At 37.2% G+C, this 19,205-nt stretch carries 18 protein-coding genes; 6 read left to right on the top strand and 12 right to left on the bottom strand.

The window, feature by feature from the left end; genetic code table 11:
- The first annotated feature begins 137 nt into the window (after window positions 1-137).
- Window positions 138-2,816: a sigma-54-dependent transcriptional regulator gene (locus ABH955_RS18890; RefSeq protein WP_404491487.1), complete on the top strand. Its 2,679-nt coding sequence runs from the start codon at window positions 138-140 to the stop codon at window positions 2,814-2,816.
- Between the two features lie 187 nt (window positions 2,817-3,003).
- Here the strand turns inward: ABH955_RS18890 and exsM are convergent, their stop codons facing one another.
- The gene (gene exsM, locus ABH955_RS18885) at window positions 3,004-3,417 is read right to left on the bottom strand and encodes an exosporium regulatory protein ExsM (RefSeq protein ID WP_404491486.1); all 414 of its coding nucleotides are present in this window, start codon (window positions 3,415-3,417) and stop codon (window positions 3,004-3,006) included.
- A gap of 189 nt (window positions 3,418-3,606) precedes the next feature.
- Here exsM and ABH955_RS18880 point away from each other — a divergent pair, with 189 nt between their 5' ends.
- The gene (locus ABH955_RS18880; protein ID WP_404491484.1) at window positions 3,607-4,788 is read left to right on the top strand and encodes a chromate transporter; all 1,182 of its coding nucleotides are present in this window, start codon (window positions 3,607-3,609) and stop codon (window positions 4,786-4,788) included.
- Between the two features lie 40 nt (window positions 4,789-4,828).
- Here ABH955_RS18880 and chbG read toward each other — a convergent pair whose 3' ends face one another.
- The 8 genes from chbG to ABH955_RS18840 form a co-directional block, all read right to left on the bottom strand.
- Window positions 4,829-5,533, bottom strand: a complete 705-nt coding sequence (gene chbG / locus ABH955_RS18875) for a chitin disaccharide deacetylase (RefSeq protein ID WP_404491482.1) — start codon at window positions 5,531-5,533, stop codon at window positions 4,829-4,831.
- Window positions 5,534-5,584: 51 nt separating this feature from the next.
- Window positions 5,585-6,910: a 6-phospho-beta-glucosidase gene (gene celF / locus ABH955_RS18870; RefSeq protein WP_002034744.1), complete on the bottom strand. Its 1,326-nt coding sequence runs from the start codon at window positions 6,908-6,910 to the stop codon at window positions 5,585-5,587.
- Between the two features lie 3 nt (window positions 6,911-6,913).
- Window positions 6,914-7,237 (bottom strand): PTS lactose/cellobiose transporter subunit IIA, encoded by a 324-nt coding sequence (locus ABH955_RS18865; RefSeq protein ID WP_000989054.1) that lies wholly within the window; start codon window positions 7,235-7,237, stop codon window positions 6,914-6,916.
- A gap of 183 nt (window positions 7,238-7,420) precedes the next feature.
- Window positions 7,421-8,728: a PTS cellobiose transporter subunit IIC gene (celB, locus tag ABH955_RS18860; protein ID WP_012261997.1), complete on the bottom strand. Its 1,308-nt coding sequence runs from the start codon at window positions 8,726-8,728 to the stop codon at window positions 7,421-7,423.
- Window positions 8,729-8,744: 16 nt separating this feature from the next.
- Window positions 8,745-9,047, bottom strand: coding sequence for a PTS sugar transporter subunit IIB (locus ABH955_RS18855; RefSeq protein ID WP_002089627.1), 303 nt, complete (start codon window positions 9,045-9,047; stop codon window positions 8,745-8,747).
- 308 nt (window positions 9,048-9,355) lie between these two features.
- A complete protein-coding gene (locus tag ABH955_RS18850) occupies window positions 9,356-9,673 on the bottom strand; it encodes a PTS sugar transporter subunit IIA (RefSeq protein WP_002016162.1) in 318 nt (105 codons plus the stop codon).
- A 9-nt stretch (window positions 9,674-9,682) separates the two neighbouring features.
- A complete protein-coding gene (gene celB, locus ABH955_RS18845) occupies window positions 9,683-10,984 on the bottom strand; it encodes a PTS cellobiose transporter subunit IIC (protein WP_242247621.1) in 1,302 nt (433 codons plus the stop codon).
- A 14-nt stretch (window positions 10,985-10,998) separates the two neighbouring features.
- Window positions 10,999-11,301, bottom strand: a complete 303-nt coding sequence (locus ABH955_RS18840; protein WP_002139105.1) for a PTS sugar transporter subunit IIB — start codon at window positions 11,299-11,301, stop codon at window positions 10,999-11,001.
- Between the two features lie 224 nt (window positions 11,302-11,525).
- Here ABH955_RS18840 and ABH955_RS18835 point away from each other — a divergent pair, with 224 nt between their 5' ends.
- The 3 genes from ABH955_RS18835 to ABH955_RS18825 all read left to right on the top strand — a co-directional run bounded on the left by ABH955_RS18835 (window position 11,526) and on the right by ABH955_RS18825 (window position 14,645).
- Complete coding sequence (locus tag ABH955_RS18835; RefSeq protein WP_002089631.1) at window positions 11,526-12,743, top strand: dicarboxylate/amino acid:cation symporter; 1,218 nt, start codon at window positions 11,526-11,528, stop codon at window positions 12,741-12,743.
- A 168-nt stretch (window positions 12,744-12,911) separates the two neighbouring features.
- Complete coding sequence (locus tag ABH955_RS18830) at window positions 12,912-14,069, top strand: acyltransferase family protein (RefSeq protein ID WP_404491479.1); 1,158 nt, start codon at window positions 12,912-12,914, stop codon at window positions 14,067-14,069.
- A gap of 195 nt (window positions 14,070-14,264) precedes the next feature.
- Window positions 14,265-14,645 carry a VOC family protein gene (locus tag ABH955_RS18825; RefSeq protein ID WP_219300911.1) on the top strand — a complete coding sequence of 127 codons (381 nt, stop codon included), beginning with the start codon at window positions 14,265-14,267 and terminating at the stop codon, window positions 14,643-14,645.
- Window positions 14,646-14,685: 40 nt separating this feature from the next.
- On the opposite strand, the gene ABH955_RS18820 is transcribed toward ABH955_RS18825, so the two are convergent.
- Entirely contained in the window at window positions 14,686-16,686 is a 2,001-nt protein-coding gene (locus ABH955_RS18820) for a YhgE/Pip family protein (protein ID WP_404491477.1), read from the bottom strand.
- A 135-nt stretch (window positions 16,687-16,821) separates the two neighbouring features.
- On the opposite strand from ABH955_RS18820, the gene ABH955_RS18815 reads away from it, so the two are divergent.
- On the top strand, window positions 16,822-17,706 hold the full coding sequence (locus ABH955_RS18815; RefSeq protein WP_002129960.1) for a LysR family transcriptional regulator: 885 nt from the start codon (window positions 16,822-16,824) through the stop codon (window positions 17,704-17,706).
- Window positions 17,707-17,773: 67 nt separating this feature from the next.
- On the opposite strand, the gene ABH955_RS18810 is transcribed toward ABH955_RS18815, so the two are convergent.
- A complete protein-coding gene (locus ABH955_RS18810; protein WP_404491475.1) occupies window positions 17,774-18,859 on the bottom strand; it encodes a transcriptional regulator in 1,086 nt (361 codons plus the stop codon).
- 89 nt (window positions 18,860-18,948) lie between these two features.
- Window positions 18,949-19,098 (bottom strand): hypothetical protein, encoded by a 150-nt coding sequence (locus ABH955_RS18805; RefSeq protein ID WP_404491473.1) that lies wholly within the window; start codon window positions 19,096-19,098, stop codon window positions 18,949-18,951.
- Window positions 19,099-19,205 lie beyond the last annotated feature (107 nt).

Raw genomic sequence — 19,205 nt, 5'->3', positions numbered from 1 at the left:
GCAATTGGTGAAGGCTAATAATCAGTGGGAATGAACAAAAACCCCACTGATTAAAGTTTCACTTTATTTTTCTCTTCCCACACTTCTCATTTTTGTGTAAAATTTTAAATAGTGATGAAGTTTCGAGGTGAATAGAAATGAAACGAATAGATCTCATTTTTAACGCAATACAAAAAGGGAATTATACAGAAGGTATAACAGCATCAGAAATCGCTACACTTCTACAGTTAGACCGTGCAAATGTTAGTAGCGATTTAAACAAGCTTGTGAAAGATAATCGTTTATTAAAAACGAGTACACGCCCTGTCCGTTTTCATATAGAAACGAACTCTTCATTGGAAACGCATTCAAAAAAAGGCACTTCATTAGATACATTTGCTATTGAAAATACAAGCCTAAAAATTGCAATTGAAAAAGCAAAAGCTTCTATTCTCTATCCTCCAAACGGTATGCATACTTTATTACTTGGAGAAACAGGTGTCGGAAAATCGATGTTCGCTTCTTTAATGCACGAATACGCAATTGAAGTGGAACAACTTCCAAAAGATGCACCTTTTATCGTCTTTAACTGTGCTGATTATGCAAACAATCCACAACTACTACTTGGACAGTTATTTGGGATAAAAAAAGGAGCTTACACAGGTGCCAGTGATCAAAAAGGGTTAATTGAAAAAGCACATGAAGGAATCCTCTTCTTAGATGAAGTACATCGCCTTCCTCCAGAAGGACAAGAGATGCTCTTCACATTTATTGATCGCGGAGTATACCGCCGCCTTGGAGAAACGGAAAATGAACGTAAGGCACGAGTGTTGATTATTACTGCAACAACCGAAGAACCGAATTCATTTTTATTAAAAACATTTACAAGACGTATTCCGATGACCGTTACGCTTCCACCACTTCGTGAGCGAACACATAAAGAACGGTTTGCTTTACTACAGCTATTTTTCACAAATGAAGCAATTCGTCTAAGGAAAGAGATTCATGTTAGTCCAAATACAATGCGTGCTTTCGTCTTTTACAATTGTCCAAATAACATCGGCCAATTGAAAACGGACGTACAAATTGCCTGTGCAAAAGCTTATTCTGATTTCGTAACAAAAAAACGTGATTCTGTCTGTGTTTCAAGTACAGATTTACCTTGGTATATGAAAGAAGGATTATTTATTGAAAGAAAGAGCCGTCATCTATATCAAATACCAAATGAAACATTTGTATTTACAGGTGATGAAGGTTGGAGTAAACATACAATAAAACCCGAAGGAAGTCGCTCTTCTATTTACGATTATATTGATTATAAATATGAAGAACTTCAAGCACGCGGCATTGAAGAGGAAGAATTAGAATTACTAATAGAAAATGATATTCAAAGCTTTTTCGTCCAATACTTTAACCAAATATCTAAAAAAACAAGTCATGAAAATGTTTTTAAAATTGTGGATCGTAATATCGTTTCCGTATGTGAAAAAATTGCGGAACTAGCTGAAAAATATTTATCTAAAACTTTCGATGAAAAAGTATTTCTCGCTTTAAGTTTACATGTACAGACAACTCTACAACGTTTGCAGGGTGGGAAACAAATTCACCACCCACAATTAAATCAAATTCGCACGAAATATAAAGAAGCTTTTTCCGTAGCTATGCAATGTATTCAGCTATTAGAAGAAGAATTACAAATAACAATACCTATTGATGAAGCTGGCTTTTTAACAATGTTCTTCGTTGTTGATCCAATTCCTGCCTCACAAACAGAAGTAAAAGTATTAATATTAGCACACGGTAATGGTATCGCAACAGAAATGGCAAACGTTGCAAACGAACTTCTCGGTATTGATGAAGTAACTGGTATCGATATGCCCTTGCATGAATCACCAAAAGACTTCTTAGAGCGTGTTAAAGTGTATATGAAAACACTTCAAAATGTAAACGGGCTTCTCTTACTTGTTGATATGGGGTCTCTCGCTTATATTGGTGATATATTAGAAACTGAATTCAAAATCCCTGTACGTGTTCTTTCCATGACGAGTACACCACACGCACTAGAAGCAGCTCGAAAAGCTCAACTTGGCTATTCATTAGATGCACTCTACGAAACAGTGAAGAACTTAACGCCGTTCTATTTAAACGTACAGGAAGAAAAGAAAAAGCCACTATCGCCAATGAAATCCGTGATTTTAACAGCTTGTTTAACCGGTGAAGGAAGTGCTTTAGCAATTCAAAAAATGTTAGAGAACTATTTACGCTTTGATAAAGACTTAATTGAAATTATTCCGATTAGCATCGTTCATGAAAAAGATTTAACGAAAATGATCGAGAACATAAAAAAAGAGCGTAATATCATTTGTATCGTCACGAATTTCGATATGCAAATACCTTGCTTAACATATCATTTCCAAGATATTGTGAACTACACAGCTATTCAACCAATTCAAGAATTGATTACGTATGAAGAAACCTATGCAAAAATGGCTGATATTCTTGAACAACAAATGCAGCGTAACGATGGAGCATTACTTATTAAAACAATTCGTTATGCATTAAATACAATTCAAGAATTGATTTCTTTACAGCTAACTCCCGACAGTTTAATGGGTGTGATTTTGCATATGAGCTGCATGGTTGACCGTCTTCAAAAAGGCGAAAGTCTCCTCCCTCATCCTGATAAAGAGAAACGAAGACAAGATGAGTACTGGATGTATATGAAAGTGAAAAAAGCATTGCAACCTATTGAAAATACATTTGAGATACAAATCCCAGATGACGAAGTATTTTATATAATGGACTTCTTCATTAAAAATCAACCTGTAAAAAATTAAACTAGGCAGTTTTTTAAATATATCGACCGTAACACGAATTATATCAGCGATTTTTTAAATATATCGGCGTAACCCGGATTATATCAGCGATTTTCAAAATATATCGATTTACTGACAATAATCGCTAAAATTTGCACCTTATAGCAGAAAAGGCTGTTCCAAAATGTTTTTTGGACAGCCTTTTCGCTTACTTCTTTACTTCCCTTATTCTCCCCCTTATTTCTCCCTTTTTATTAGATTTCGTATTAACATTTACATATACATTTGCTTGCATTATCTCTTGAAACAAGCTGTCAAATGCTCTCCCCTGTAAAGGCCCTTCAAAATCCTCTATTCTAGCTACACCAGTAACGACTCCTTCATTCACACTAATTCCTTGCTCTAACGGACCAAACAAACTTAAAATAACTGGACCAATTTGATTCGCTTTTCCTAAATGAATTTGGCATGACGTGATTTTTTTTATATTTTTTAATATGACCCGATATTGCAACTTCTTTAAATCTTCACTAAAAATGAGCTCTGTTACACCGTAAGCTTCTGTATTTACAGGAGGTACTTCCCTCTTTCCTGTTAACCTAGCAAAGAAATGTGTTGTCATACGGGCATTCTCCTCATATAAATTTCCCAGCACTACTTCTACTACTTTATGGTTTAGACATAATCATTTATGACTTTTTCAAATTTTAATTACGAAGAAAAGATTCACACAATCTTTACATTAAAATCGTTTCTTTTGCTTTACTCCCTCTTGTATAATGCACTTAGAAAAACAGTCTAGGAGGAAATTTTGAAAAATAATAACTACTCTTTCCAATCATTAATAGAGATTTTTCTCGTATCATTTAAATTAGGACTTACTTCATTTGGTGGTCCCGTCGCCCATCTTGGTTATTTTCATCATGAATACGTGCAAAAAAGAAAATGGATGGATGAACGAAGTTACGGAGACTTAGTAGCACTATGTCAATTCCTTCCTGGCCCTGCTAGCAGCCAAGTCGGTATGGGAGTTGGCTTATTGCGCGGCGGATTATTAGGAGCCATTATTTCATGGATCGGATTCACTCTCCCATCTGTGCTCGTTTTAGTTTTCTTCGCTTCATTTCTTAACCAATTCGAGCTTGGAAGTACTGGCTGGATTCACGGACTGAAACTTGTAGCGGTCGCAATTGTCGCTCATGCAATATGGGGAATGGCTCAAAAGTTAACACCAGACCGAAACCGTGCAACAATCGCAATTGCAACTGCCGCAATCGCCCTATTATGGCCAAGTAGCTGGACACAAGTAATTCTCATTATAGTATCTGGTTTCATCGGTTGGTTTTTATATCGCGATCAACCAGTTAGCCAAGCTCATAAAATAAACGTACCTATTTCAAAAATGGTAGCCATATCTTGTCTCGTCTTATTCTTCGGACTATTAATACTGTTACCGATGTTACGACCATACTCTTATTTCATCTCTTTATTTGACAGCTTCTATCGCTCTGGTGCACTTGTATTTGGCGGAGGGCACGTCGTACTTCCTCTTCTTGAAAGTGAGTTTGTACAAAACGGGATGATGACAAAAGAACAATTTCTTGCTGGATACGGATTAACACAAGCAGTGCCAGGGCCACTATTTACATTCGCTTCTTATATAGGAGCAGTGCTAAATGGAACCGCCGGAGCAGTTGTTGCAACGATCGCTATCTTTCTTCCTGCCTTCCTGCTCGTTGTTGGCGTTTTACCATTTTGGGACAGTGTAAGGAGATTATCTTACATACAAGGTGCACTACTTGGAGTAAACGCAGCCGTTGTCGGCATTTTACTTGCAGCTTTTTATGATCCAATTTGGACGAGTACAATTATGAATTCTGTAGATTTCGTTTTTGCTTCTCTTCTATTTTGCTTACTCGCTTTTTGGAAAACACCACCTTGGGTTATCGTTATACTCGGGGCCTTCGGTGGATATGTTCTATCCATTTTGTAAGCACAAAAAACGACGGCCCCATTTAGCCGTCGTTTGCCTATTAAAACTTCACAAGCTCCATTCCCTCAGGCAACTCACTCTCCGTTAAAATACGCAACTCTTTCACGCGATCCATTACGTAAGAAGAACGCTTCACAAGCTCTGGGTCAATATAAGCTGGATGCACCATAATTTCTACCGTTTGCTCATCCTGTACTCTTTCTTTTAACTGCACAAAGTAATCTTCCGTCACACCGTCAGCGTAAAAGTCACTGTAAAACACATCTGAAAATGGGCGCACCGCTCGCTCTTCTTCACAACGACGAATTGGAACATTATACTTAGCCGCTAATCTCTCAAGAACGTCATGTAAAAGCGGTAATCCATGCACGTGATGATGACTATCTAAATGAGTTGGTGTTAATCCGTAAGATAAAAACTTCTCAATTTGAGCAGTCCATTCTTTTTCTACCTCTTCTGGATTTATATTTCCTTCCCATACAACACTTTGTTTATGAAACAATCCATCGCTACTTACAAGTGATGGAACGTCTTTAAGAAGCGGTTCTCCTGCCGTTAATACGAGATGAACTCCTACTCCTAACGTTTTATACTCTTTCGCTAAGCGTACGGCATGCTCTGTCCCTGGCATATTCATCATCATCGTCGTTGAATTTACAATCCCGTTTTTATGTCCATCAATAATTCCGTAATTTGTACCTTCCGTAAGACCGAAATCATCTGCATTTACAATTAGTTTAATCATCGCAATACCTCCTACTAGAATTAAAAAAAGCGGGCTAAACAGCGCCGCTTTTTATTTCTCTATCTTCTTAAAGAATTGTGGAAGATGTTCTTTATGTGCTTCCAACATTTCATCTAAAATTTGTTTTGCAACTTTATCTGATGGTACAAGTGGGTTAATTGTCATAGCAAGCAGCGCCTTATGATAATCCCCTGTAACAGCAGCTTCAATTGTTGTGCGCTCAAATGATTTAATTTGCTGTACTAAACCGCGAACTGGTACCGGTAAGTCTCCGACCGCAATTGGTTTTGGACCTTCTTTCGTAATAATACAGTTCACTTCAACAGCCGAATCATGTGGCAAGCTTGCAATTGTTCCGTTGTTTCGTGTATTAACAGGCTGGATATCACCTTTATTATTGTAAATAGACGTAATTAAGCTACATGCTGCGTCACTATAATAAGCTCCGCCGCGCTTTTCTAATTGTGGTGGCTTAATATCTAAATTCGGGTCTTTATATAGCTCGAATAAATCATCTTCTAATTGTTTTACTACTTCTGCACGTGTACCTTTTTCAATCGAAGCTGCTTTCTCTTCTTCCAACATTTCACGTGTTTTATAGTAGTAACGATGATATGGACACGGAATTGCACGAAGACCGCGAATAAAGTCTGGCTCCCAGTTAAGCGCAGCAATGTTTTCCATCGTAATTTGCTTTTCTGGATCTGTTACAAGTTCTAATACACGATCCATTACGCTTACGCCATCCAAGTATACATCTAATCCGTATACCATATGATTTAAACCAGCGAAATCAACGTGTACCCGGCTTGCATCTACTTCAAGTAATCTCGCAAGACCCATACGAATTCCAATTGGAACGTTACACAGACCAACTACTCTTTGAATGTTTGTATAACGAAGGACAGCTTCTGTTACCATACCAGCCGGATTCGCAAAGTTAATTAACCATGCATTCGGACAAAGTTCCTCCATATCCTTACAAATATCTAAAATAACAGGAATCGTTCTCAGCGCTTTGAACAAACCACCAGGACCATTCGTTTCCTGACCAATTACATCATATTTTAATGGAATTGCTTCATCTTTTGCACGTGCTTCTAACAAACCAACGCGAAGCTGCGTTGTTACGAAGTCAGCATCTTTTAATGCCTCACGGCGATCAAGTGTTAAATGAATATCAATTGGTAAACCTGATTTTTTCACCATACGTTTCGCTAAGTCACCAACGATTTCTAACTTCTCTTTTCCTGCCTCAATATCTACTAACCAAATTTCACGAACAGGAAGCTCGTCATAACGTTTAATAAACCCTTCAATTAACTCTGGTGTATAACTAGAGCCACCGCCGATTGTAGCAATTTTAATTCCAGTCATGCTTTATTCCCCTTTCGCTTCTAGCTTTTTATAAAGGTCAATAAATTCTGCCGCTAATTCTTTTACCGTAATAGAATTCATTAAATGATCTTGCGCATGAATTAAGAGAACACTAATCTCTGTTTTTTCCCCTCTTGCTTCTGATTGTATGAGCTCTGTTTGGAAATGATGCGCTTCATTAATCGCTTCTTTCGCCTTTACCATCGCTTCATCAGCTTCTGCCATTTTCCCCTGTTTGGCGAATTGCAGTGCCTCCATTGCAAAGCTTCGTGCATTACCACTATTTAAAATTAATTGGAATGGAATTTGTTCTGCTGTAGTCATCATAATTACCGCCCTCTCTATTATGGTTCAACCGATTTAAATACCCCTTCAGTTTGAACATTTCTATTAAATTATTATTTTATTAATGATAGTTTGGTGTTCTTGTAGATGGGTTTCATCTTTCTGAACATGATATAAAGGTAATTGTTCTCACAGACAATATCGTCTGTGAGAACAATCTTTATGTTACATAGGTACAGAGTTGTTATTTCCTTGTGCTGCTGCTTTTTCAGTACGAACAACAGAACGGTCAGATAATACAACGAATGGATAGTAGATTACCATCGCAATTACAAAGTTGAATAACTGTAGAATTGCACCTGAAAGATGTCCACCTGTTACAAGATAACCACTAATAATTGGTGGTGTTGCCCATGGAATCATCACAACTGTTTTTGGTACCCAACCAATAGATAGAGCTGTATAAGAAGTAATTACTAATACAATTGGTGTTAGGATAAACGGTAAGAATAAAATTGGATTTAAAATAATTGGTGTACCAAAGATTACTGGTTCGTTAATATTGAATGCACCTGGTCCAATTGATAAGCGAGATACACCGCGTAATTGTGCACTTTTTGCTACAAGTAATACGACCACTAAGAACGCTAATGTTGCACCAGAACCACCAAGATATACAAAAGTATCAAAGAATGGTTTTGTAATAATGTTTGGAACATCAAATGCAGATGTACCACCTTGGAATAACTTCATATTTTTCTCTAATGCCGGTAAGTATAATGGCTCAATAATACCACCAACGATATTTGGCCCATGTAAACCGAAGAACCAAAGAAGATGAACAAGGAGTACAATGACAATTGCACTTGGTAATGTCCCTGCTAAACTTTGCAGTGGTGATTGAATCGTATTAAAGATAAATTCATGAACACTTGTACCAGCTAATTTCACTGCTAATTGAATACCTGCAACTGCTGTTAAGATAACAAATGCTGGAACTATAGCTGCGAAAGATCTTAAAACTGCTGGTGGTACTCCATCAGGCATTTTAAAAGTAATGTTTCTTTGTACAAAGAAACGGAATACCTCAGTAACAAGGAGTGCCACGATAATTGCTACAAATAGCCCTTGTGCCCCTGTCCAAGCTAAGTTCAATCCGCCTTCTTTCGGTGTTGTTGGCGTAAGAATAATTAACGCACCAAATGAAATAATACCTGCTGACAAACCATCAACGCCGTAAGATTTTGCTAAGTTATAACTTGTTGTAAATGCTATGATTAGTGCTAGAATTGCGAAAGAACCAGTCCACATTCCACCGCCAACTTGTTTCCACGTTTCACCAAACAAACCTTTCATGAACTCTTGGAAAGCTTCAGACGGAAAACCATTAATTAGTGATGCCAATGCACCAACTAAAATAAGTGGCATAACTGCAATAAATCCATCACGGATCGCAGCTAAGTGACGTTGCGATCCGATTTTACCAGCGACAGGAACAATATACTTCTCCATAAATGCAATAAATTTTTGCATTTCGCTTCCCCCCTAATTATTTTTTAAGTGTTAATGCGTGATCTAAAACTGCTTCTCCATTCATCATGCCGTAGTGCATTGAGTTAATAACATCGACTCCAACATTTTTCTCATCGGCAAGCGTTTTCATTGTAGAAAGCATGTAACGAACTTGTGGTCCTAGTAATAATACATCTGCTTGATCGATATTGTTTTTTACTGCATCCCCAGATACAGCCCAAATTTTACCTTCTAGACCACGAGCTTTTGCAGCCGCTTCCATTTTTGTAACTAGTAAACTTGTAGACATCCCTGCTGAACAACATAATAAAATATTCATTTATAAATCCCCCTTGTGTAGTATAAAAATTTTATGTTTTATTTATTTTTCTTTACGCTATTTATTATTGCAATTAGCGTGCCAACTTTTCAAAACGCCTAAAATCAGCGTTTTTTCGAGTGATTTCTTTGTGTGTTACCGCTTTCAATCAGTGTGTCCCCCAGAAAACACACAGTGTGTTATAAAACACCTCACTTTTAACACATAACTGTATGAAAATAGATTAGTGTTTAGTTGTCTAGTTGTGTTTAAACAAAAAAACACTAAATTATTTTTTAACACATAAAAAAACCTTGCCTAAGCAAGGTTCATTCATCCACCGACATCTTCCTATATAATTCTACAAACTCACTCGCCAATTCCTTCACCGTAATTGCGTTCATTAAATGATCTTGTGCATGCACCATCAGAAGGGTAACTTCGGTTTTTTCCCCGGCAGCCTCTTTCTGTATGAGCTCTGTTTGTAAGCGATGCGCCTCTTGCAATTCATTTAAAGCTTCTTGTAGTTTCGCTTCTGCTTCCTGAAATTCACCGCGCTTTGCACAATCAATTGCTTCCATTGAGCAGCTTCTCGCATTACCACCATGCAAAATTAAGTGAAAAGCTTTCGTCTCTATCGTATCCATTTTAGTTCTTTACTCCCCCTTTTCTTCCGCTACTTTTTGTTTATCCCATATTTTTAAGAACGGTAAGTAAATAAAGAATGCAAGTGCAAAGTTAACAAGTTGTAAAACAACACCTGAAATTTTCCCGCCTGATCCTAAATATCCACTAAAAAGAATAGGTGTCGTCCAAGGTACAGCCGCTCCGCTCGGACGTGCGACCCATCCCCATTCCATTGCAAAGTAAGAAACAACCGTTAACACAACTGGAACCAGTATAAATGGAATAAGTAAAATTGGATTCATTACAATCGGCATACCAAAAGTTACCATTTCATTAATATTAAATATACCAGGCGCAATTGACAATCGCCCTAAACTTTTTAATTGCTGACTTCGCGCAAATAGTAACATTCCTACAACTAAAGCGAGTGTTGCACCAGAACCACCCATATAAATCCATAAATCAAAAAACTGTGCGGTAATTGTATTCGGTACATCTTGCCCTGCTTGGAAAGCAACTCGGTTTTGATCCATTAACGACAACCAAACAGGGCTCATTACACCACCAACAATAGTAGCACCATGAATTCCACACGACCAAAGAACATGAACGAGAATAACTGCTATTATTGCGCCCCAAAGACTAGCACCAAGTACACTAAGTGGTTCCTGTAAAATTTGCCCCACAATATTATGGATACTGCCAAAAGAAGTATTTTCTATAATTAAGCGCAAAATCCAAATAACCGTTACAACAATAAAACCTGGAACAAGTGCCGCAAATGAACGTGTCACAGCTGGTGGAACTGTCTCCGGCATCTTTATAATCATCTTTTTTTGTACAATAAACCGATAAAGTTCAGTAGATATAATTGCAATAATCATCGCTACAAATAAACCTTGGCTTCCCATTAGCGCCGCTGGGATTGCTCCATCTACAATCACACTTTCCTTCGTGCCTGGTATAATATATGCAACTTGAAATGGAGTTGCAAGTAAAAACGTCACAAGCGACAATGCTCCAGATGCTAAAGCGTCCACTTTATAATATTCTCCAAGTCTGTAAGCGATTCCAAAAACGGCTATTAAAGCCATTATATTAAAAGTTGCACTAACTGGATACCCTAAAGCCCTCTGCCAATTCTCACCAAATAAACCTGCCATAAAATCATTATATCCTGGTATTGGTAATGCACTAATAATAAGGAAAAATGATCCAATAATTAAGAAAGGCATCGTTAAAACAATTCCATCACGAATCGCTTGCAAATGCCTCTGCTCTGCAACCTTCCCTGCCACTGGCATCACATATTTCTCTAAAAACTTTATCATCTATCCCACTCTCCTCATGGTTTCATGGACAAAGCTGCTTGTAAGATAGCCTCTCCATTACAAAGTCCGTAATGGACGGATTGAATGACATCAACAGGTATTCCCTTCTCCTTACATAATTCCTTCATTTTCGGTAATAAATAACGTACTTGCGGTCCAAGTAAAAGTACATCTGCAGTATCAATATGATTTCGCACTTCTGAACCTGATACTGCCCAAATCTTTACCTCTATCCCTCTTGCCTCTGCTGCTTTCTCCATTTTTGTAACAATCAAACTGGAAGACATTCCCGCTGCACAGCAAAGTAAAATATTCATCTCGCTCCCCTCCCCCTTTTTCCAAACCTAAGTTATGGTGTAGCCCTTGCCACCACTAGGTTACAAATATATATGTCTAGATTTCTAACTGTATGCCGAGCTTAAAAACAAAAATTTCTCGGTTTTCACGCTATTCCATCTATCCGTATTTTCCTAGTAAAGAAGTCTCTAACTCGCTATAATGATTCAGTATGATTTTTTATAATCGATAGGAGGATATATTTATGAAGGCATATCGCTTTCCGCTTATTTTATTATCTTCTATCCTAATTGGTGGTTTCATTGGTTATTTCATGGGTGCCGATGCAGTTGCTTTAAAGCCGCTTGGTGACATTTTCTTAAACTTAATGTTTACGATTGTTGTACCGTTAGTGTTCTTTAGCATCGCGTCATCTATTGCTAATATGGATGGATTAAAACGTTTCGGTAAAATTATGTCTAGTATGGCTGGAACTTTCTTATTTACAAGTATTTTAGCTGCTATTTTTATGATTATTATCGTGAAAGTATTCCCGCCAGCACAAGGTGTTGTATTAGAACTAACGCAGCCTGATAAAGCTGAAAAAGCAGTTAGTGTTGCTGATCAAATTGTTGGTATCATAACAGTATCAGACTTTTCAAAGTTACTATCTCGCGAGAACATGCTAGCTCTTATTTTCTTCTCTATCTTAATGGGGGTTGCAACTTCAGCAGTTGGTGAAAAAGGGAAACCATTCGCTACATTCCTACAAGCTGGTGCAGAAATTTCAATGAAAGTCGTATCTTTCATTATGTACTACGCTCCAATCGGACTAGCTGCCTACTTCGCAGCATTAGTTGGTGAATTCGGACCACAACTTCTTGGAACTTACTTCCGAGCTGCAATGGTATACTATCCAGCTTCTCTTATTTACTTCTTTGTATTCTTTACATTCTATGCGTACCTTGCAGGTCGCAAACAAGGTGTACAAATATTTTGGAAGAACATGGTCTCTCCTACAGTTACATCACTTGCAACTTGTAGTAGTGCCGCAAGTATTCCATCGAACTTAGAAGCAACGAAGAAAATGGGTATTTCTTCTGACGTTCGTGAAACAGTTGTCCTTCTTGGATCTACACTTCATAAAGACGGATCTGTTTTAGGCGGCGTATTAAAAATTGCTTTCTTATTCGGTATTTTCAACATGGAATTCGAAGGACCGAAAACATTAGCAATTGCACTTGTTGTTTCTCTATTAGTAGGAACAGTAATGGGTGCTATTCCGGGCGGGGGTATGATTGGTGAAATGTTAATCGTTTCTCTATACGGATTCCCACCAGAAGCATTGCCAATTATCGCAGCAATTAGTACAATCATCGATCCTCCTGCAACAGTGTTAAACGTAACAGGAGATAACGCTTGTGCCGTAATGACAGCTCGCCTTGTAGAAGGTAAAAACTGGATCAAAAATAAATTTGCTTAATATATAGAAAGAGGATGCTCGCTTTGAGCATCCTCTTTTTTGTTGTTATTTGTCGAAACGTCGATATAATCCCATCCCGCCACAATTTTGTTATAATCTTCACAAATATTCCACATCCATTATCCATTCTCCGTACTATAATCATGTATGGAAAAGGAGATGGATACAATGACTCAAAGCGCACCAGAATTCAAAGTTTTGCAAAGCATTGCATTTCTTGCTGTCGTTTTGCAAAGTTCCTTATTATATACAATGAATCAAGGAAATGTCTTACTCGAGCAATCCCTCATTATGGGCATGCTATTTAATCTTGCAAAATTTTCAGCACCTGCATTCATATTTATCGTCGGCTTCCATTTAATTCGGCAATATACGAAGAAACTCGTTTATACAGAGTATATTTATGAAAAATCCACACATTTACTCATCCCTTATTTCTTTTGGTCTATTCTTTATCTATTAACAACAAACGATGTCATTACACTACAAGGCGGAATAAAAAGTTTATTACTCGGAACAGCTGCACCTCATCTTTGGTACGTTATTATGATGTTCCAAATTCACTTATTGTTCCCGTTACTATGCACACTATTTTATTGGTTTCAAAAACGAACAGAAAATAAAAAAGACATATATAAATATATGACCATTTTCGCTTGTCTATATTTCTTCTTAATGTGGTATTCTTCCCACTACATTTTTAATGGAGAGAAACTGACTAGTTCAACCATTTTACATTATACAGATCGTTCCTTCTTCTTCTACTCATTCTATTTCGTCATGGGAGGAATAGCTGCTGTATCATTAAAAACTTGGCGTATATTTGTCATGAAACATATTCCGCTTATCACAATACTATTTTTCATCTTATTTTTATTCATCAATTATGAGTTATTTAGTTTTTACGGCGCCAATTCTATTCATTTAACGGTTTCTACTTATATAAAACCGTCCATGTTTTTATATATTGTTTGTGAAATTATGATACTGTACGTGTTATCTATTACAATTGTACAGCGACGTGGTTTCTTATATAAAGCTTTACGCTTTATCGGGAATTACACGTATGGCGCTTATTTAGCTCATTTTTTCTTCTTACAACTATGTACAAAATTTCTTTCTTTATTTACATTGCAAGAAAACACAATATTATATAGCCTATTATTATTTATATTAACGACCACAACCTCTATTTCAGCAATGGTCATTGGTAGCATACTACCATTTCACACGTGGGTTACAGGGCCTTCCCCTACGACAAATATGAAATGGGCGAAGATTGTACTTCGGAAAAATCACGAAAAGGTATTCAAACCATATCTTTGATATAATAAAGTGAAACTTTAATCAGTGGAGGGGTTCTTCATCCCCCACTGATTATCAGCCCTCACCAATCGGGCATTAACGGGCAGCCCGATCCCCACTTAACTTCTTTTCTTTTGCTGAATTTTGAGGTAGGGGTCTTACTGCCCGTTAATGCGGGATAGTATTTCATATAAGAAAAGAAAGTAGGACACACCTATGATTAATCAAATTGGACAAATTATGTTATATGTAAATAACCAAGATGAATCAGTACAATTTTGGACAGAAACAGTAGGATTCCAAATCGTTGCGGAAGAAAATAACGGTCAAGGATTTCGCTGGATTGAAATTGCGCCGGCAAAAGAAGCTGGAACAAGCATCGTCCTTCACGATAAGGCGTTAATTGCGAAGATGCAACCTGAATTAAACTTAAATACACCTTCACTTATGTTCTTCTCTAATAACTTAGATCAACTGTATAAAGATCTTTCTGAGAAAAACGTTACAGTTGGACAAGTTGTAGATTTACCTACTGGTAGAGCATTCAACTTTGCTGATAATGAAAATAATTACTTTGCGGTAATGGAACGTAAATAAAAAAGAAGCTATCCTAAAAAAACGGATAGCTTCTTTCATTTTAAGAAACTTGTTCTGCATTCGTTTCCCTATGTTGTATATGACTCGTAATCCAAGCAATTCCGCCAGCAACAACGAGATAGCATAACAATATTAAAATTTGCATTTTTAATTGTGACCAATCTCCTAAAGAGATAACATCTTGTAATCCTCTAAGAGAATGGGACATTGGGAGAAACTGTCCAATTTTGCTAAGAACAGCTATATTTAATTCTCCTGGGAAAGTCCCCCCGCTCGCCGCTAATTGCAGGACGAGAAGCGTTACTGCTAAGAACTTTCCAACAAGACCAAATACCGTTACTAGCATAAGAATAAATGTCATGAACGTAAAGGAAATAACGATACTTGATAAAACAAAGAGTGGCACACTTGCAACTTCTAATTTCATAACTCCTAGCACAGCCACATCCACAAGTAATGCTTGAATAAGTCCAATTAAATATACCAATCCTAGTTTATTAATAAAATGTACTGTTCCGCTTACCTTCATATTTTGTCTACGGCCAAGAGGTAAAATATTCGATGCCATAATTCCGCCAACATAAAATGCCAGTGATAAAAAGTATGGTGCAATACCTGAACCGTAGTTAGGCACATCAGAAACTGTCGACTTCACTAATTGAACCGGCTCTGAGAACATCGTATTGCGTGCATCATCATTGCGAACATCCGCTATCTTCTCTGCGCCCTCTCCCAATTTCGTAGAAAGTTCTTTCGTACCATCGTCAAGTTTAACAAGTCCGTTCGTTAACTTATCAGCACCATGATTCAGCTCTGTTCCGCCACTCGCAAGGTGATTTACACCTTCTTGTAATGATGTAAATCCATTTCCCCACTTCGTAAATCCATCAGCTAAATTCGAAGTACCATCTGCTATCTTTTTCGTTCCAGCGGTAGCTTCGTTTAACTTAACTCCGAATGTATTCATGCCTTCCTCAATCTTATGCTGACCATCAGTAAGCTTCCGCGCACCTTGTGTCAATTGTTGTTGGCTATTATTTAAAGTGTTTGTTGCTTTAGCTAATCCGTTAGAAGTAGCAATGATCTTTTGAAAAGCAGGATCTTGCTGCACTTCTGGATGACTTTTCACGTACTCTTCTAATTGTTGTTTTACACTATTTGCTGCATTGTCCGCTTTCACTTGCCCTTCAGCAAGTTTCTCACTTCCGTTCACCCATTCATTTGTACCAGCACTTAATTCACTAACTCCTGATTGTAAAGACTTCTCACCTTGTGCTAGCAGCTCCATACCATTATGAAGTGATGTCGCTCCTTGACTAAGCTCATTTGCTCCCCCAGTTAAGGCCGATTGACTAGAGGCAAGCTTATCACTTCCTTCTTTTAACTTCACTGTTCCATCATTTAAACGATGAATACCATCTGCAAGCTGATTCGCCCCATTTTTCGCATCCGTCGTTCCTTCGTGCAACTTCTCAGCGCCATTTCTTGCATCACCCAACCCTTGTGCCAAATCTTGAAACTTTGAAAAGACACCTTCTGTATAAGATTTCGTAATACTATTTGAAATTTTTGTTTTCATATTTTCAACAGCTGTCGTTCCAATTTGAGCTGCTACAAAGTTTTTCCCTGGATTTACTTTGTACTGCAGCCTCGCCGGCTCTGGTTTCTCATCCATTAGTGTACTTACCTTTTTAGAGAACTCCTCCGGAATCGTAACCACCATATAATACTTATCTTCTTTTAGCCCTTCATCAGCATCTTTTTCTGATACGAAATGAAACGCCAATTCCTTATTCTCTTTTAAATTTTCAACAAAATCGTCTCCAGCCTGGATTGTTTTTTCATCCATCACAGCACCCTTATCTAAATTAACAACTGCAACAGGTAATTTATCTAATTTTCCGTACGGATCCCAATATCCAGCTAAGAAGAATCCTGAATAAATTAAAGGAACGATTAATAAAAAAATTAAAGCGATACGTCCATGTTTATGGTTCCACATCGCCTTCCAATCTTTAAATATAAGTTGAATTCCCTTCATGAAACATACTCCTTCTCCTAATTTAACACCCTTCGAATGGTTTAACAGATTTACTATACACGTCACTTTCCATACTGTATAATACATCTTTAATTATCAATTCATTCCTTTTGGTCTATAGAAAGGAGATTCGAAGTGGAACTTCTTCAATTAAAATACTTTCAGACAGTCGCACGACTAGAACATATGACAAAAGCAGCTGAAGAATTGCATATCGCGCAGCCTTCACTCAGTAAAACAATCGCTAGACTAGAAAAGGACTTAGGCGTCCCCTTATTTGATCGCCAAGGTCGACAGATTACATTAAACTCTTTCGGCAAAGTATTTTTAAAACGAGTAGAACGCATTTTTCATGAATTAAGTGAAGGGGAACGCGAAATTAAAGATTTAGCTGAATTACAACAAGGCTCTATTACACTTGCAGTTTCTATTCCAAGAATACTACCCGAGTTACTCGGTTCTTTTTTACTAGAACACCCTAACGTTCGATTCCAACAATTTCTCGCATCTACTCCTTCTATGAAACGGCAACTAGATAATATGGAAATTGATTTTTGTATCTCCTCTGTACCAATTGAAGGCGAGGAAATGGTTTGGGAACCACTTATCACAGAAGAAATTTTCTTAGCTGTTCCTTCAGGACATCGGTTATCAAACCGCGAAAGTATCTATTTGCATGAAGTAAAAGACGAATCGTTTATTAGTATGAACACTGGTTACGGATTTCGGCACTTAACAGATGAATTTTGTAAAAAAGCTGGTTTCACTCCACATATCGCTTTTGAAGTAGATGAACCAACCGTGATTAGCGATCTCATTAAGCAAGGTCTTGGCATCGCCTTTGTCCCAAGTTTAACTTTATTAAAAAACTCTACTTTAGCATCAAATAAGTTACGTATCATTGAACCTAATTGCGAACGAACTATCGGCTTAAGTTGGTCGAAGAAGCGCTATTTATCAAACACCGCCCAGCAATTTCGTGAATTCGTGATTGATTACTTCTCCAATATTAGGGCGTAAAATTATATCGCTTTACAAACAAATAACGACACAAATAAAAGGTACCATCCCCATAGGGTGGCACCTTCTATTTTTTACTCTTATCCAATTCCATTTCCGCTAAAAGCGGCAATACGTTATCGAAAATATGTGTATTATTATTCTCACCTGTTACATATCCACCATAATATCTACTAAATACATTATCATTTCGGAATGTATTCATCCGCTCATACAATTCCTTCGCAAACTTTGTATCACCTGTTTGTAGTACGTACAAAATTGTTAATCCGTAAGATGCTGGTGATTCATAGTTCACAGCTTGTTTTCCCGTTTCTAAGTTATAACGACCATATAACTTTTCGTCTTCGCGAAATTTCTTCTTTATAAATTCCAAATAAGCATCTGATGAAAGACCGCCTAAACTACGATGATAAGCAACGTATGATTGATCAATAAGATTCACTTCTTTATCGTACGTAAATGTCCCATCATCTTTATACTCTTTCGGGAATGCCCAGCCCTGCCTTGGATAATCCGCTAAAAACTGAACAACTTCCTGATACTGCTGTGCAGAAATTTTTCCATACTTTTTCATATAAGAGAATGCATGCGGATTTATGTAAGATGTTGTTGCAAAGTTATTTTGTTTCCCTGTATCTGCATCGTAATAATCAACGTAATAATTACCTTTTTTATTATAACGAAGTACAGAATCACTCAATTGATCTGCAAGGTTTTTATAGCGATCTTCCTTGTACATTTCATAAGCACGATATAATTGTTCTATAATACGAAGATCATCGATAAGTGCATTAGTAGCTGACTGCATTTCTCCCTTTTCAGAGATTTTCCATATAACGATGCGATCCTTGTGTACAAAGTTATTTTGAATAACCTTCACTTGTTCATCAAATAAAGCTTGATCATCTTTATCAAGTGTATATTGTAGCCATAACCCTGCAGATTCTGATAAAGCTTCACGGCCCTTCGCTTCACCCTTACCTACCTTTGTATCCTCTAAGCGATACGTTGCAAGTGTTCCATTTTCATTCACCATATGTCGTAAAATAAAATGCTCGGTACGATTTCCTTGTAAAGCTGACCAAAATACAACTCCACCTAAAGCGATTAAGAGAATAACCCCAATCCCTATATATAAACGTTTTCGCAAGCTTTTCACCTCCTTTTAAGGCTAACCTTAATTTTACCAGAACATACGCAAATATAAAAAAGACAATCCTTTAGATTGTCTCTCCCACCTTATCCTTCGCAAGCCTCTTTAGAAGGTCTATATAGCGATTCCACAAGTCGATCATATTCACGACGCGTAATTTCTTTATTATACAACTTTAATAATAAATCTCTATGCCCTCTTGAAAATGCCATCTTTTTAATGACTTCAGGATACATAAAACACCCTCTCCATTTCACATAAACTTCTTCATCCCGGAAACAGAACTTACGTTCGCATAAAAGATTATAAAAGATTCAGCCCTAAAAAACAAATAAAATATTAC

Origin of the sequence: Bacillus sp. RC240 (genome assembly GCF_044907945.1) — a bacterium.
In the GTDB taxonomy this organism is placed as follows: Bacteria; Bacillota; Bacilli; order Bacillales; family Bacillaceae_G; genus Bacillus_A; species Bacillus_A mycoides.
The sequence above is the reverse complement of the archived record's forward strand: the minus strand, read 5'-3'. Positions and strand labels throughout refer to the sequence as shown.